The sequence below is a fragment of the Streptomyces yaizuensis genome (assembly GCF_034961445.1).
GTDB classification, from domain to species: domain Bacteria; phylum Actinomycetota; class Actinomycetes; order Streptomycetales; family Streptomycetaceae; genus Streptomyces; species Streptomyces yaizuensis.
Genome location: NZ_BSBI01000022.1, coordinates 31,453 through 45,323, shown reverse-complemented (window position 1 = coordinate 45,323; position 13,871 = coordinate 31,453). Strand labels below are relative to the sequence as shown.

Sequence of the window (13,871 nt, the reverse complement as noted above, 5' to 3'; positions counted from 1 at the left end):
GACTATGCCGTTCTCACCGGCATTTGATAGACATCCCCCATGCCTCTCCTTCCCGAGGAGCCTCAGATTCACGAGAGCGCCCAGGGTCCCCGCGTCACTCCGGCCACCGCCGGCCGGCCCGCGCCGACCCCCCGTCCTGTTCCCGGTCCGCGTTCCATGGCCTCGCCGCGTCCCGGAAGCCCGGGCCCCGGCCCGGCCAGGCCCGCGCCGCCGCGCGCCCCTGCCCCCGCCGCTGTGGCCAAGGACCCTTCCCAGCCCCAGGTCCAGCTGATCCCCGCTCCGGCGGACGGCGCGCTCGACGCCGCCGAGGAAGCGGTGGACCTGCTGCTCGACAGCGGCCGCCCGCCCGGCGATGTGCTGCTGCTGACCACCGGTGACCAGCACCCGTGGGCCGTGCACGAGCTGTCCTTCGGCGAAGCCGCCTACTGGGCGCAGCACGACGCCGGCGACGACGTCTTCTACGCCGACGCCGCCGCGGTGGCCCGGGCCGCGACCCGGCCCGTGGTCGTGGTCGCGCTCAACGGGGGCGGCGAGGCGGCGGCCGCCACGGTGCTGCCCCCGGCGCTGGCCAAGGCCGGGGCGCTGCTGATCGTCTGCGGTGAACCGCAGGTGATCAACGCGGCGCTCGGCGCCCACGCCTGATCGTCAGGGCCGCCGGGACCGCCGGGACCCCGTGCCCGGGGTCTGTCCGATCCACCGGACAGACCCTGCGGGCCGGGGCTCCCTGCTGTCCGCTGCCACCGGGTACGGAGCGCTGCCGGGCCGGGTCCCGGTGACCGGGGAACGGAACCGGGCTTCCCGGGGCGTGCACCCGGCCGGGGCGCCGGACGCACCGGCCCCCGGCCGGCTTCAGCGCGATCTCATCGGCACGGTCTCACACGGTCTCATGGGCACGGTCTCAGCGGGCGGCCGTCCGCCGCAGTGCCTCCGGAGCGCCGCTGGCGGTCCGCAGCTCCAGCGGTTCGACCGAGGCCGACACCTCGGCCAGATCGCCGGGGTCCGACGTCAGATTGGGCCTGCGGCCGCCCCGGCCCTCGCCCAGGACCTGCCAGCCGCCGCGGGTCAGGGTGATGTACGCGCCGCACCGCAGCCCGTGCAGGGTGCAGGCGTCCCGCAGGCCCCACATCCAGGCCCCGTCCTCCTCGGTCCACCGCTCGTCGCCCTCACGGCAGTAGAGCAGGATGGCGGTGCGCACGGGCGTGCGGCGGCGCAGATCGTGGGGGATCACCCGGCGGAGATGCGCCAGCAGGGCGTTGCGGAAGTCCCAGCCGTCGGCCGGGGCGGAACGCCGGGCGAACGAGGCGCTCGCCATCAGACGTTCCTCGGGGTCGAGTACCGCGACAACCGCGGTCGTCGGTGTCGGCCGGTGGCGGGCGTGCAGTCCGCTGACGACCTCTCTGGGGCTCCGCAGCAGGGGTATTCCCGCGTCGGCCCATTCGGCGGGCTCCAGTGTCCGAAGCCGGCCGGCGGAGTTGGCCGGCTTGCCCATCGAGGCTGCGGACGAAGCGAATCCGAAGGTCACAGTCCTCCCTTCGCATACGCGCCCACAGTGCGGGCAGGGTCGGGTGAGGGCGCACCACGACACAGCCCTGGCGTGCCGCGAAGGGCCGTGTGGGGAGCGTTTCCAATTCTTGCTGTCCCACCGGCGTGCGGCAACGAGCAATTTGACGCCACCGGCAGGAATCAGGGGGTATGACGCGGATATCCCTTCTCGCGGACCCCTTCAAAGGCTCCGCGCACGGCCGTACCGGGGGTCACGTCTGCACGGCGAGAACCAGCGGATACACCCCCCGGGCTCCGGCCCTGCGGAGCAGCCGCGCCGCCACCGCCAGGGTCCAGCCGGTGTCCGCGTAGTCGTCGACGAGGAGCACCGGGCCGCCCGCCTCCCGAAGGGCCAGGGCCAGCTCCTCCGGGACCGCCAGGGCCGCGTCCAACGCCCGGACCCGCTGGGCGCTGTTGGTCCGGGAGAATCCCCCCGGGCCGTCGGGCAGGCAGCTCACGGAGCCCAGCAGCGGCATCCGGCCCACCTGCGCGATCCGCGCCCCCAGGGACCCGGTGAGCAGGGGGCGCCGGCGGGAGGCGACCGTGACCACCCCCACCGGCCGCTCGGAGGCATCCGCCGCGCCCGATGCCCAGCCGCCGGGGCCCTTGGCCCAGTCCGCCAGGACCGTCACCACCGCGTCCACCACCTCGTCCGGAACCGGTCCGTCCGGAGCCTGCTCCGCGAGCATCGGGCGCAGCCGGTTGCCCCAGCCGATGTCCGAGAGGCGCCCCAGGGCCCGCCCGGTGAACGCCTGCTCGGCCTCCGGGAGCCGGCCCTTGAGGGCCAGCCCCACCGCCGCGAGACCCGTCGGCCACATCCGGCGCGGCTCCACCTCGACGCCCGGCCGGCCCAGCTCCCCGCGCGCGGCCGCGAGGGAGGCCTCGGAGACCTCGGTGCCGAACCTGGCCCCCGCGCAGTTGTCGCAGCGGCCGCAGGGCGCCGCCTCCTCGTCGTCGAGCTGCCGCCGCAGGAACTCCATCCGGCAGCCCGTCAGGCCGGTGTACTCCCGCATGGCCCGCTGCTCCGCCTCCCGCTGCCGGGCCACCCAGGCGTAGCGCTCCGTGTCGTACACCCAGGGCCGGCCGGTGGCGGTCCAGCCGCCCTTGACCCGGCGCACCGCGCCGTCCACGTCGAGGACCTTGAGCATGGTCTCCAGCCGGGTGCGGCGCAGCTCCACCAGGGGCTCCAGCGCCGGCAGCGAGAGCGGCCGGTCCGCCTGGGCGAGGACGTCGATGGTCCGCCGCACCAGGGGCTCCGGCGGAAAGGCGACGGAGGCGAAGTACTTCCAGATCGCCTCGTCCTCCGGGCCCGGCAGCAGCAGCACCTCCGCGTGGCGCACCCCGCGCCCGGCCCGGCCCACCTGCTGGTAGTAGGCGATGGGGGAGGAGGGGCAGCCCAGGTGCACCACGAAGCCGAGGTCGGGCTTGTCGAAGCCCATGCCCAGCGCGGAGGTCGCGACCAGGGCCTTCACCCGGTTGCCCAGCAGGTCCTCCTCGGCCTGGCGGCGGTCGGCGTCCTCGGTGCGGCCGGTGTACGTGGCGACGGCGTGCCCGCGCTGCCGCAGATGCGCGCCGACCTCCTCGGCGGCGGCCACCGTCAGGGTGTAGACGATCCCCGAACCCGGCAGTTCGTCCAGGTGGTCGGCGAGCCAGGCCAGCCGGGAGGCCGCGTCCGGCAGCCGGATCACGCCCAGTGCCAGGCTCTCGCGGTCCAGCGGGCCGCGCAGCACCAGCGCGTCCGTGCCCGCGCCGGTCCCCAGCTGCTCGGCGACGTCCGCCGTGACCCGGGCGTTGGCGGTGGCGGTGGTCGCGAGGACGGGGACGTCCCGGGGCAGCTCCGCCAGCATGGTGCGCAGCCTGCGGTAGTCCGGGCGGAAGTCGTGGCCCCAGTCGGAGATGCAGTGCGCCTCGTCGACCACGAGCAGACCGGTGGCGGCGGCCAGCCGGGGCAGCACCTGGTCGCGGAAGTCGGGGTTGTTCAGCCGCTCCGGGCTGACCAGCAGCACGTCGACCGTCCCGGCCTCGATCTCCTCCTGGATCGTCCGCCACTCCTCCGGATTCGCCGAGTTGATCGTGCGGGCGTGGATGCCGGCCCGGGCCGCCGCGTCGACCTGGTTGCGCATGAGGGCGAGCAGCGGGGAGACGATGACGGTCGGCCCGCCGCCGCGCTGCCGCAGCAGGGCGGTGGCGACGAAGTACACGGCCGACTTGCCCCAGCCGGTCCGCTGCACGACCAGGGCCCGGCGCCGGTGGGCGACCAGGGCCTCGATCGCCCGCCACTGGTCCTCGCGCAGCCGCGCGGGATCGCCCCCGGTCGGGACGAGGCGGGCGAGCACGGCATCGGCCGCTGCCCGCAGCGCGGCGGGGTCGTCGGAACCGGACACGGCCGAGAGGTCTGCGTTGCTCATGCCCCCATGCAACCCGATGGCACCGACAGTGCGCGAACGAACCTCCTCGCCTGTGGACAACTCGGCTTCACCGGAGTTATCCACAGGGGGTCGCGGACCGTGCCGGGGTGCGGGACCGTCGGCGCCATGAGCAACCACCACGAACCCACCGCCGGGGCCGGGCGCCCCCTGGTCACCCTGCGCGGGCCCGCCGAGCTGGCCGACGCCCTGCCCTACGTCCTCGGCTACCACCCGACGGACTCGGTCGTCATGGTCGCCCTGCACGGCAGCCGGGGCGCCTTCGGCGGCCGGGTCCGGCTGGGCATCCCGCCCTCGCCCGCCGAGTGGCGGCCGGTCGCCGGGCGGCTCGCCGAGTGCCTGATCGAGGGCAGCGGACGCCGGGGCGACCACCCCGACGGCGTCGCCCTCTTCCTCTGCCAGGACCCCCGCCCCGGGGAGAGCGGCCAGGACGTGATGGAGCGGCTGCGCCCCTTCTCCCACTGGCTGCGGACCGCCTGCGGCGCGCTGGATGTCCCGGTGTACGAGGCGCTGTGCATCTCCGGCGGCCGTTTCTGGTCCTACTGCTGCCCGGACGCCCGCTGCTGCCCGCGGGAGGGGAATCCGCTCGCCGCCCCGGGCACCTCGGTGATGGCCGCGGCCTCCGTGTACGCGGGGGTCCGGGTGCGCGGCTCCCTGCGGGACATGGAGGCCCGTCTCGCACCCTGGAGCGGGCAGCGCGCGGCCGCCCAGGAGCGGGCCCTCGACCGGGCCGCCGCCACGCTGGTCCCCCGGATCCTGGACGGCCGGGGACGGTCCGGGGTGACGGAGGACACCGTCCGGCTGGCCCGGGGCGCCATGGACCGGATCGCCGCCGCGCCCTGCCCGCCCCGGGGGCTCGCGGCCGTGGACGCCGCCGATGACGCCCTGCTCTCCGACGGCGAGGCCGCCGAGCTGATCCTCGGCCTCCAGGACCGGGGCACCCGGGACCGGGCCGCCGAGTGGATGGAGGGGCCCGAGGGGGAGCCCGCGCTGCGGCTGTGGCGGGCGCTCTCCCGCCGCTGCGTCGGGATGTACGCGGAGCACGCGGCCGCCCCGCTCACCCTCGCGGGCTGGGTCTCCTGGTCCACCGGCGACCAGCAGGCCGCCCGGGTCGCCTTCGGGCTGGCGCTGAGCCGCGACCCGGAGTACGTCTTCGCCCTGCTGCTGCACCATGCGTGCAACGCCGGCCTGGACGTGGAGGACGTGCGTGCCGTCCTCCGGCAGGAGCGGGAGGCCCGCCGCACGGCGACCGGAGGGGAACGCGCCCAGGCCGCGAGGGGCGACCGCCCGCAGCCGCCGGAGCACCCCGAAGACGGACAGGGCCCGCCGCCTCCGCCCCGGGGAGGCCGCCCGGACCACACCCCACCACGCGACCCTGCCGCCCGCCCCGGCCGCCTCCGCCCGGCCCGCCCACCCGCCGCCGGCACCGCGGGCCCGCCCCGGCGCACCGGCCCGACCCGCCCGGGCCCCGGCGGAAGCCGTCCCACCCGGCGGGACGACAGCGCCCGCGAGACCTGAGCCATGGACGCCCTCCTGAAGCCACCGACCGGGCCGGGCCGGTGCCCCTGGTGCCGTGGCCGGCCGCGTCGCAGGGATGCCGCAGGGTCCTTACGGGTGCGCCCGGTCCGCACCCACCGGGGCCGGTGGCCGGACCGCTGCGGACGGCGGCCCGTCGGCGGTCTCGGTGGGTGCCGTTCGGGCAGCGCGGTGGGCGGGGCGGGGGTGCCTTCGTGGGCCTGCGCGGCCCGCTTCCGGCCGGCGGTCCGGTGCCGGGTGTCATCCGGGCGGGGCTGCGGGCGCGGGTGCCTCCGGGGCCATGCGTACGGGAGATTCCCGCCCGGTGCTCTGGTGGATACATCCTGGCCGGCTTCCGCCGGTGGCCCGTGGCGCGCGGTCGCCGCCCAGGGCCAGGCCCTCTCTTCCGGATCCTGCTGGGCTCGCGTGGCCTGGCACCGCCCCCCGGTCTGGCGGTCCGGGTGGGGTGCCACCGGCGGAGCCAGGGGGAAGTACCCCCCTCCGGCCTTGCGATGCGTCCCCTCGGCCCGGGGGCCCGGGGGCCTGGGGAGACCCCACCCCTCGGCCGTCGGCGGGTCTGGGGAGACCCCCTGCACCAGACCGCGTTCCCTGACCCGGCCTGATCCGGAAGACCGGAGGAAAGGGCCTGGGCAGAGGGGTGCCTCCATGGCCATGCGCTGTCGCGTGGCTCCCGCCGATGGCGCCGAGGCCGACGCGGCCCTCCGGGCGGGTGGCCGGACGGTGCTTCGGGCGCGGGTGTCTTCGGCGTTGCGCGGGGGAGAGTCCCGACGGTGGCCCGGCGACGGTCGCCGACGCTCCCGCCGGTCCGTTCGGGTCGCGCAGCGACAGGTGGGGGCACCGCGCCTCCGAGAGCTTGCGCGGCCAGGCTCCCACCAGTGGTGTCGGCGGCCGAGCGGGTCCGCTGCCGGGCGGATTCCGGGCTGCCCGGGGTGGGCGCGTCCCCGGTGCACGCGCGGGAGAGTCCCGCCGGTGGCCCGGTGGGTCATGCGGGGCCTGCGGGCGGGGCACGGTGGCGGCTTCACCGCCCGGAGGGCTGGGCCGGGGCGGTGCTCCTGCGGACACCGGTCCGGTCGGCCCGTGCCCTGGGCGCCGTGGACGGCCGGTACGCGCCGATGGCGGGGGGATCCCGTCGGGGTGTCCGGTCGGCCGGCGCCGGCGCTCCCACGGCCCCTCGGGTGGCGTCGCGGGGGCCGGGCAGGGTGGTGCCCCCATGGGCCCGTTGGACTGTGCCGCCCGGTGGCCCACGGCGGCTCCGGGCGGCCGCCGGGCCTACGGCGCGACGGGCCCGTAGCCCCGTAGGCCCGGCTCGTGCGGGTGGTCCTGCCGACCCGCTGTCACCACCGGTGGGCAGGTGGCCCCGGGCATGGATGGGGGGAGGGGAGGCATCCCCGCGACCCTGGTCGGGGACGGCCGGGCGGGGGCGGGGGAGTGGTTGGGAAGGAACCGGTCCGGTACGGCGAAAGGAGTGTTTATCGTCAGGCAGACGACTATGATCACGGCATGTCTCCCTACGACCCGTCGGCCTTTCCGCCCTTCGCCGTCACTGTCGATCTGGTCGTGCTCACCGTGCGGCGGCACGCGCTCTGCGCCCTGGTCGTCCGCCGGGGCGAGTCGCCCTTCCAGGGCCGGTGGGCGCTGCCGGGCGGCTTCGTCAGGGCCGACGAGTCCCTGGCGGCGGCCGCCGCCAGGGAGCTGGCCGAGGAGACCGGCCTGTGCGCCCACGACCCCGCCGCGCCCCAGTCCGGCGCCGCGCACCTCGAACAGCTCGCCACCTACGGCGACCCGGAGCGGGACCCCCGGATGCGGGTCGTCAGCGTCGCCCATCTGGTGCTCGCGCCCGACCTGCCCGCGCCCCGGGCCGGCGGTGACGCGAACGGCGCGCGCTGGGCGACGGTCGAGGACCTGCTCGCCCAGGACGGCGGGCCCGTACGCGAGGACGAGCTGGCCGCTCCGCTCGCCTTCGACCACGCGCGGATCCTGGCGGACGGGGTGGAGCGGGCCCGCTCCAAGATCGAGTACTCGTCGCTGGCCACGGCCTTCTGCCCGCCGGAGTTCACCGTCGGCGAGCTGCGCCGGGTGTACGAAGCGGTGTGGGGCGTCGCCCTCGACCCGAGGAACTTCCACCGCAAGGTCACCGGCACGCCCGGCTTCCTGGTGCCGTCCGGGGGGACCACCACCCGGCAGGGCGGCCGGCCCGCGCAGCTCTTCCGCGCGGGCGGGGCCACGGTGCTCAACCCGCCGATGCTGCGCCCCGAGGTCTGACGGCTCGTCACCCCTCGGGCCGGGGAGCGGCGGCGCGTCCCTCCCCGGGCCGCTCCGTCCCCACGTCCCGCGTGTCCCGCCCGCGTACCCCGCCGCAGACCTGGCGGGCTCGTCCCGCACCGCGCCCCCGTACGCGGGAGGTTGTTCCTGGGCGACCCCGCCGGCATCCCGGTCTCCCCGGCGCACGCCGCGCCGCCGGGGGCGGCGGATGCGGTGCCCGCACCGGGTGTCCGCCGCCCCCGACGGGCCCGGGGCGCACCGCCGGGCGGCGGGTGACACCCGGTCTCACCCGCCTGCGTTAAAAGTCGCACATGTCGGGTTATCGTGCTGATGCCCGCCCGCCGTCACGGCGGTCCCCGTCCGCCTTCCGGGGAGAGAAGCCATGCTCCAGGTCATGGGAGTGTCCAGCCGGACCCGGCACGGCCGGGAGCCGGTCGTGCGAGAGCTGACCTTCGACGTCCGGCCGGGGCAGGTCACCGCCCTCGTCGGACCCGAGGGCGCGGGCAAGTCCAGCACGCTGCGCCTGCTGCTCGGGCTGGACGAGGGCCGGGGCGACACCCACTTCCGCGGCAGCCCCCTGCACCGCCTCGCCCACCCCGCCCGCGAGGTGGGCGCGCTCCTCGGCGATGTGCCGGGCCACCCCGCCCGGACGGTCCGGAGCCAGCTGCGCATGGTCGGCGCCGCCGTCGGCGCCCCGCCCTCCCGCGTCGACGGGACACTGGCCGCGACCGGCCTCACGGCCCACGCCGGACGCCGCCTCGACCGGCTCTCCCTCGGGATGGACCGCCGCCTCGGCATCGGCTGCGCGCTGCTCGCGGAGCCGGGGACACTCCTGCTCGACGAACCCCTGCGGGGACTCCCGCCCGAGGAGCGCTCCTGGTGGTACGCGCTGCTGCGGGCACACGCCGAGCGCGGCGGGACGGTGCTGTGCACCACGGCGGACCCCCGGGAGGCCGCCCGGTTCGCCGACCGGGTCCTCGCCATCGACGCGGGCCGGCTCGTCGCCGACCAGGACGCCGCCGCGTTCGCCCGCAGCCGGCTGCGCCCCCGGGTCGCCGTCCGCTCCCCGCACGCCGTCCGCCTCGCCGGACTCCTCCAGCGGGAGGCGCGCGCCGGCGGGCGCGGGATCGAAGCGGTCACCGAGAGCGGAGGGCTGCTCTCCGTCTACGGCAGTACCTGCGCCGAGGTCGGCGAGACCGCCTTCCGGCACCGCGTCCTCCTCCACCGGCTCACCGACGAGAGCGGCGACACCGCGCCGGACCCCTCCCCCGTACCCCCCGGCGATCCCGCACCCGACGCGCCAGCCGGCACGCCACCCGAAGCGCCCCGGGCGCCCCGCGTCCGCCCGGCGCGCGGGGGCGGACCGCTCGTGAGCGCACCCGTGCGACCCCTGCGCTACGAGGTGCTCAGGATGACCGGGGTGCGCACGGCACCCCTGGTGATGGCCGGGGCGGTGGTGGCCTCTGTGATTCTCTGCGTCCTGCTGGCCCGCTCCCGGGCGGCTTCCGTACCGCTGGCGCTCGCCGGGTGGCCCGCCCTCCTGCCGCTGCCGCCCGCCGCGCTCGCCGCCGGGCTGGTCGGAGCCCTCTCCCTGGGCGAGGAGCACCGCTACCCGGCCCTCGCGGCACTCCACGGCCCGCTAGCCCGCCGGCTGCGGCTGCTGGCGGCCAAGCTGCTCGTGACCGCCGTGGCCGCGCTCCTGACCGCGCTGCTCGCCGTGGGCATCGGCGCGGCCGCGCTGGCCCTGGTCTACGGGCCCGGCTCCCTCGCGCTGCCCGGGGACGCCCCCGCGCTCCTCGCGGGCTGGTGCGCCCTGGCCGTGGGCTGCGCCTGGGCCGGGCTGCTGGGCGCGGGCGTCTTCCGGGTGACGGCGGCGGGCGTGGCGGCGGTGCTCGCCGTGCCGGTCGCCGTCGTCCCCCTGGTCCGGGAGGCGGTCGACGACCCGGGCGGGGGGCCGGCGCGGTCGGCGGCAGGGCTCCCCGGCCGGCTCGGAGAGCTGTCCTGGACGGCGTTCCCCGGGTGGGCGGACGGCTGGCCGGCCGCCGGGACACGTCTGTTCGCCCAACCCATGGGCGTCGCACTGGTGTTGTCCCTGTCTGTACTGATCTGCGCTTATATGGTCACCGCCGGTCGCCGCGAGGTCCTGCGCCGCCCGTGAGCGGCCGGAGTACGGCGATCTGCTCATCACGCGGTGAGAGGTGCCCGTTTCTTTCCGATAAGGCGTCAATTGTGGGGGAAGCGCCGATCACCCTTTCGTGTGCTTTTCACCAAAGACCTCAAGGGCCGTGGGAGCCGGGCCGACAAAGGATGCGTGAGTACCCTTGCGCACACCATGATGACCGCCGCCCGTCCCGCCGACTCCGGCCTCGCCGGTCCGGGCGAACTCGATCGATACCCCTACGCGGAGTCGCCGGGAAGCGACCGTGTCGGACCGCCCGCGTGGGACGGCCCCGATACGGAGCTGGGCCGGGTCGGACGCCGCGCGGCGGGGAGCCGGGGCCGGGGGCTCCACGGCCAACTGGTCCAGCAGCTCGGCCAGATGATCGTCTCGGGCGATCTGGGGGCCGACCGCCCACTGGTTCCGGAGGAGATCGGCCAGCGCTTCGAGGTCTCCCGTACCGTCGTCCGTGAATCACTGCGTGTACTGGAGGCGAAGGGCCTGGTCAGCGCCCGCCCCAACGTCGGCACCCGGGTCCGCCCGGTCAGCGACTGGAATCTCCTGGACCCCGACATCATCGAGTGGCGGGCCTTTGGTCCGCAGCGTGACGACCAGCGGCGCGAGCTGTGCGAGCTGCGCTGGACCATCGAACCGCTGGCCGCCCGGCTCGCCGCCGGGCACGGCCGGGAGGACGTCCAGCAGCGCCTCGGCGACATGGTCGAGATCATGGGCCACGCGCTGGCCCAGGGCGACGGGATCACCTTCGCCCGCGCCGACACGGAGTTCCACAACCTGCTCATCCAGCTCGCCGGCAACCGGATGCTGGAGCACCTCTCCGGCATCGTCTCCGCCGCCCTCCAGGTCTCCGGCAATCCGGTCACCGGCTGTGACCGCCCCCACGAGGCGTCGCTCTCCCATCACGCACGGATCGTCGACGCCCTCGCCGCCGGGGACCCCCACGCGGCCGAGTCCGCCATGCGGCAGCTGCTGACCGTCCACCCGGAAGTGGAGCGCGTCGTCCCCGCCCCGCGCGAGCACTGAGGCACACCCGCGCGGACGGCGCGCGCGGGCGCGCACACCGAGTGTCGCCGGGCACCCCGGGGGTCCGGCGGCACCGTTTGGGTGTCGAACACCCGATCTGCCCGATTGGTCCCCAATGGGGTGTGACTCGGGCCACGTGGATTGGGCGTAACACTCCTCGAAACAGTGCGATGACTTAAGAGGTGACAGCCGAGGAGGGAATACGGCAGCCGGTTTCGGCGCTGTTCTTGTTCCAGCCGAGGTTCCGCCCCGCGCCACCGGCACATCCGAAGCCAGGTGGTCGTCGGCTCCGGCCCGATCATGGGCGGAGTCGGAAGCCGTTTCCATCGTTCCGAGAGGTTGTTCGTGTCGGCCAGCACATCCCGTACGCTCCCGCCGGAGATCGCCGAGTCCGAATCTGTGATGGCGCTCATCGAGCGGGGAAAGGCTGATGGGCAGATCGCCGGCGATGACGTGCGTCGCGCCTTCGAAGCCGACCAGATTCCGCCAACCCAGTGGAAGAACGTTCTGCGCAGCCTCAACCAGATTCTTGAGGAAGAGGGGGTGACACTGATGGTCAGTGCCGCAGAGTCGCCCAAGCGGACCAGGAAGAGCGTCGCCGCGAAGAGCACGGCCAAGCGCACCACGACCAGGACCGTCGCCGCCAGGACGACGACCACGACGAAGACGGTCGCGGCCACCGCCGCACCGGCGGGCGCCGACGCCTCCACGGGCGACGACGGCACCACGCCCGCGAAGAAGGCCGCCGCGAAGAAGACGGTGGCCAAGAAGGCGGCGGTGAAGAAGACCGCGGCCAAGAAGACGGCGGCCAAGAAGACCGCCGGCAAGAAGGACCTGGACGAGCCGATCGAGGGCGAGGAGCTGCTTGAGGACGTCCAGCCCGGCGCCAAGGACGAGGACGAGACCGAGGGCGAGGCCAAGGGCTTTGTCCTCTCCGACGAGGACGAGGACGACGCCCCCGCGCAGCAGGTCGCGGTGGCCGGTGCCACGGCCGACCCGGTCAAGGACTATCTGAAGCAGATCGGCAAGGTCCCGCTCCTCAACGCCGAGCAGGAGGTCGAGCTCGCCAAGCGGATCGAGGCCGGCCTCTTCGCCGAGGACAAGCTCGCCAACGCCGACAAGCTGGCGCCGAAGCTCAAGCGCGAGCTGGAGATCATCGCCGAGGACGGCCGCCGCGCCAAGAACCACCTGCTGGAGGCCAACCTCCGGCTCGTGGTCTCGCTGGCCAAGCGGTACACCGGCCGCGGCATGCTCTTCCTGGACCTGATCCAGGAGGGAAACCTCGGTCTGATCCGCGCCGTGGAGAAGTTCGACTACACCAAGGGCTACAAGTTCTCCACGTACGCCACCTGGTGGATCCGTCAGGCGATCACCCGCGCCATGGCCGACCAGGCCCGCACCATCCGTATCCCGGTGCACATGGTCGAGGTCATCAACAAGCTGGCCCGCGTGCAGCGCCAGATGCTCCAGGACCTGGGCCGCGAGCCCACCCCGGAGGAGCTGGCCAAGGAACTCGACATGACCCCGGAGAAGGTCATCGAGGTCCAGAAGTACGGCCGTGAGCCGATCTCCCTGCACACCCCGCTCGGCGAGGACGGCGACAGCGAGTTCGGCGACCTGATCGAGGACTCCGAGGCCGTCGTCCCGGCGGACGCGGTGAGCTTCACCCTGCTCCAGGAGCAGCTGCACTCGGTCCTCGACACCCTGTCCGAGCGGGAGGCGGGCGTGGTCTCCATGCGCTTCGGCCTCACCGACGGCCAGCCGAAGACCCTGGACGAGATCGGCAAGGTCTACGGGGTCACCCGTGAGCGGATCCGGCAGATCGAGTCCAAGACCATGTCCAAGCTGCGCCACCCGTCCCGTTCGCAGGTCCTGCGGGACTACCTCGACTGACGGGCCGGTGCCGGGGGGTCACCCCTGGGCACCGGTGCACGGAAAGGCCCGGATCTCCGTGAGGAATCCGGGCCTTCGCCGTGTCCAGGGGTGCGGAAGACGCTGTACTGGATGACTCTGAGTGCACTTGTTCTTGCCGAGAGTCAGGAGAACCGATGCGTCGTCCCCTCCTCCGAGTCCTGCTCGGGGTGCTGGCCCTGCTCCCCGCCGGAGCGCTGGCCCCGCTGGCGGTCCCCGCGCCGGCCGCTGCCGACAGCGTCGTCATCGGAGGCCGCCCGGTGCGGACGGCCGACAGCCCCTGGGTGGTCGCGCTCTCCAGCCGTGACCGGTTCGGGGGAACGCGCGCGGGCCAGTTCTGCGGCGGCGTCGTGGTGGCGCGGGACCGGGTGATGACGGCCGCGCACTGTCTGAGCCGCGCGGTGCTCGGCGAGGACGTGCGGGACGTACCGGATCTGCGGATCATCGCCGGGCGTACGGAGCTGTCGGGCGCCGGGGGCGTGGAGGTCCCGGTCGACGGCATCTGGGTCTCGCCGGAGTACGACCCGGTCACCAGCAGCGCGGATCTGGCGCTGCTGACGCTGGCGGAGCCGCTGCCCGACTTCCGGGTGATCACGGTGGCGGCGGCGGGGGACCCCGCGTACAAGCCGGGTACGACGGCGTCGGTATACGGCTGGGGCGATACGACCGGCGAGGGGGCGTACGCGTCGTCGCTGCGGGCCGCGCAGGTGAGCGTACTCCCGGACACCACCTGTCGCCGGGCCTACCCGGGCGGTCTCGAAGGGCGCTACGTCGCCACCACGATGCTGTGCGCGGGCGACGCCCGGGGCGGCAGGGACGCCTGCCAGGGGGACAGCGGCGGGCCGCTGGTGGCGGGCGGCAGGCTGATCGGCCTGGTGTCCTGGGGGAGCGGCTGCGGCCTCGCGCAGAGCCCCGGCGTCTACACCCGGGTCTCGGCGGTACGGCTGCCGTAGGCCGTGGCGGTGGAACGGCTCCGGCGTGCGGTCGTACGGGCC

9 protein-coding genes are annotated in these 13,871 nt (G+C 75.1%); 7 read left to right on the top strand and 2 right to left on the bottom strand.

What is annotated here, in order from left to right:
- The first annotated feature begins 39 nt into the window (after positions 1–39).
- The gene (locus SYYSPA8_RS35590) at positions 40–642 is read left to right on the top strand and encodes a hypothetical protein (protein WP_323451603.1); all 603 of its coding nucleotides are present in this window, start codon (positions 40–42) and stop codon (positions 640–642) included.
- A 256-nt stretch (positions 643–898) separates the two neighbouring features.
- On the opposite strand, the gene SYYSPA8_RS35585 is transcribed toward SYYSPA8_RS35590, so the two are convergent.
- Together SYYSPA8_RS35585 and SYYSPA8_RS35580 are read right to left on the bottom strand one after the other, a co-directional pair.
- A complete protein-coding gene (locus SYYSPA8_RS35585; RefSeq protein WP_323451602.1) occupies positions 899–1,522 on the bottom strand; it encodes a hypothetical protein in 624 nt (207 codons plus the stop codon).
- Between the two features lie 232 nt (positions 1,523–1,754).
- The gene (locus SYYSPA8_RS35580; protein WP_323451601.1) at positions 1,755–3,950 is read right to left on the bottom strand and encodes a RecQ family ATP-dependent DNA helicase; all 2,196 of its coding nucleotides are present in this window, start codon (positions 3,948–3,950) and stop codon (positions 1,755–1,757) included.
- 126 nt (positions 3,951–4,076) lie between these two features.
- Between SYYSPA8_RS35580 and SYYSPA8_RS35575 the strand changes: the two genes are divergently transcribed.
- From SYYSPA8_RS35575 to SYYSPA8_RS35550, 6 genes are all read left to right on the top strand, one after another.
- The gene (locus SYYSPA8_RS35575) at positions 4,077–5,486 is read left to right on the top strand and encodes a DUF4192 domain-containing protein (RefSeq protein ID WP_323451600.1); all 1,410 of its coding nucleotides are present in this window, start codon (positions 4,077–4,079) and stop codon (positions 5,484–5,486) included.
- A 1,518-nt stretch (positions 5,487–7,004) separates the two neighbouring features.
- The gene (locus SYYSPA8_RS35570; protein ID WP_323451599.1) at positions 7,005–7,766 is read left to right on the top strand and encodes an NUDIX hydrolase; all 762 of its coding nucleotides are present in this window, start codon (positions 7,005–7,007) and stop codon (positions 7,764–7,766) included.
- 382 nt (positions 7,767–8,148) lie between these two features.
- Positions 8,149–9,924, top strand: a complete 1,776-nt coding sequence (locus tag SYYSPA8_RS35565) for an ATP-binding cassette domain-containing protein (protein ID WP_323451598.1) — start codon at positions 8,149–8,151, stop codon at positions 9,922–9,924.
- 153 nt (positions 9,925–10,077) lie between these two features.
- Positions 10,078–10,965, top strand: coding sequence for a FadR/GntR family transcriptional regulator (locus SYYSPA8_RS35560; RefSeq protein WP_323451597.1), 888 nt, complete (start codon positions 10,078–10,080; stop codon positions 10,963–10,965).
- 345 nt (positions 10,966–11,310) lie between these two features.
- Complete coding sequence (locus SYYSPA8_RS35555) at positions 11,311–12,858, top strand: RNA polymerase sigma factor (protein ID WP_323451596.1); 1,548 nt, start codon at positions 11,311–11,313, stop codon at positions 12,856–12,858.
- A gap of 155 nt (positions 12,859–13,013) precedes the next feature.
- Entirely contained in the window at positions 13,014–13,829 is an 816-nt protein-coding gene (locus SYYSPA8_RS35550; RefSeq protein WP_323451595.1) for a S1 family peptidase, read from the top strand.
- Positions 13,830–13,871 lie beyond the last annotated feature (42 nt).

What these genes read in the sequence shown, in the direction of transcription:
- SYYSPA8_RS35590 (WP_323451603.1), top strand. Translation starts at nt 40, where the DNA reads ATGCCTCTCCTTCCCGAGGAGCCTCAGATTCACGAGAGCGCCCAGGGT.
- SYYSPA8_RS35580 (WP_323451601.1), bottom strand. Translation starts at nt 3,950, where the DNA reads ATGAGCAACGCAGACCTCTCGGCCGTGTCCGGTTCCGACGACCCCGCC.
- SYYSPA8_RS35575 (WP_323451600.1), top strand. Translation starts at nt 4,077, where the DNA reads ATGAGCAACCACCACGAACCCACCGCCGGGGCCGGGCGCCCCCTGGTC.
- SYYSPA8_RS35570 (WP_323451599.1), top strand. Translation starts at nt 7,005, where the DNA reads ATGTCTCCCTACGACCCGTCGGCCTTTCCGCCCTTCGCCGTCACTGTC.
- SYYSPA8_RS35565 (WP_323451598.1), top strand. Translation starts at nt 8,149, where the DNA reads ATGCTCCAGGTCATGGGAGTGTCCAGCCGGACCCGGCACGGCCGGGAG.
- SYYSPA8_RS35550 (WP_323451595.1), top strand. Translation starts at nt 13,014, where the DNA reads ATGCGTCGTCCCCTCCTCCGAGTCCTGCTCGGGGTGCTGGCCCTGCTC.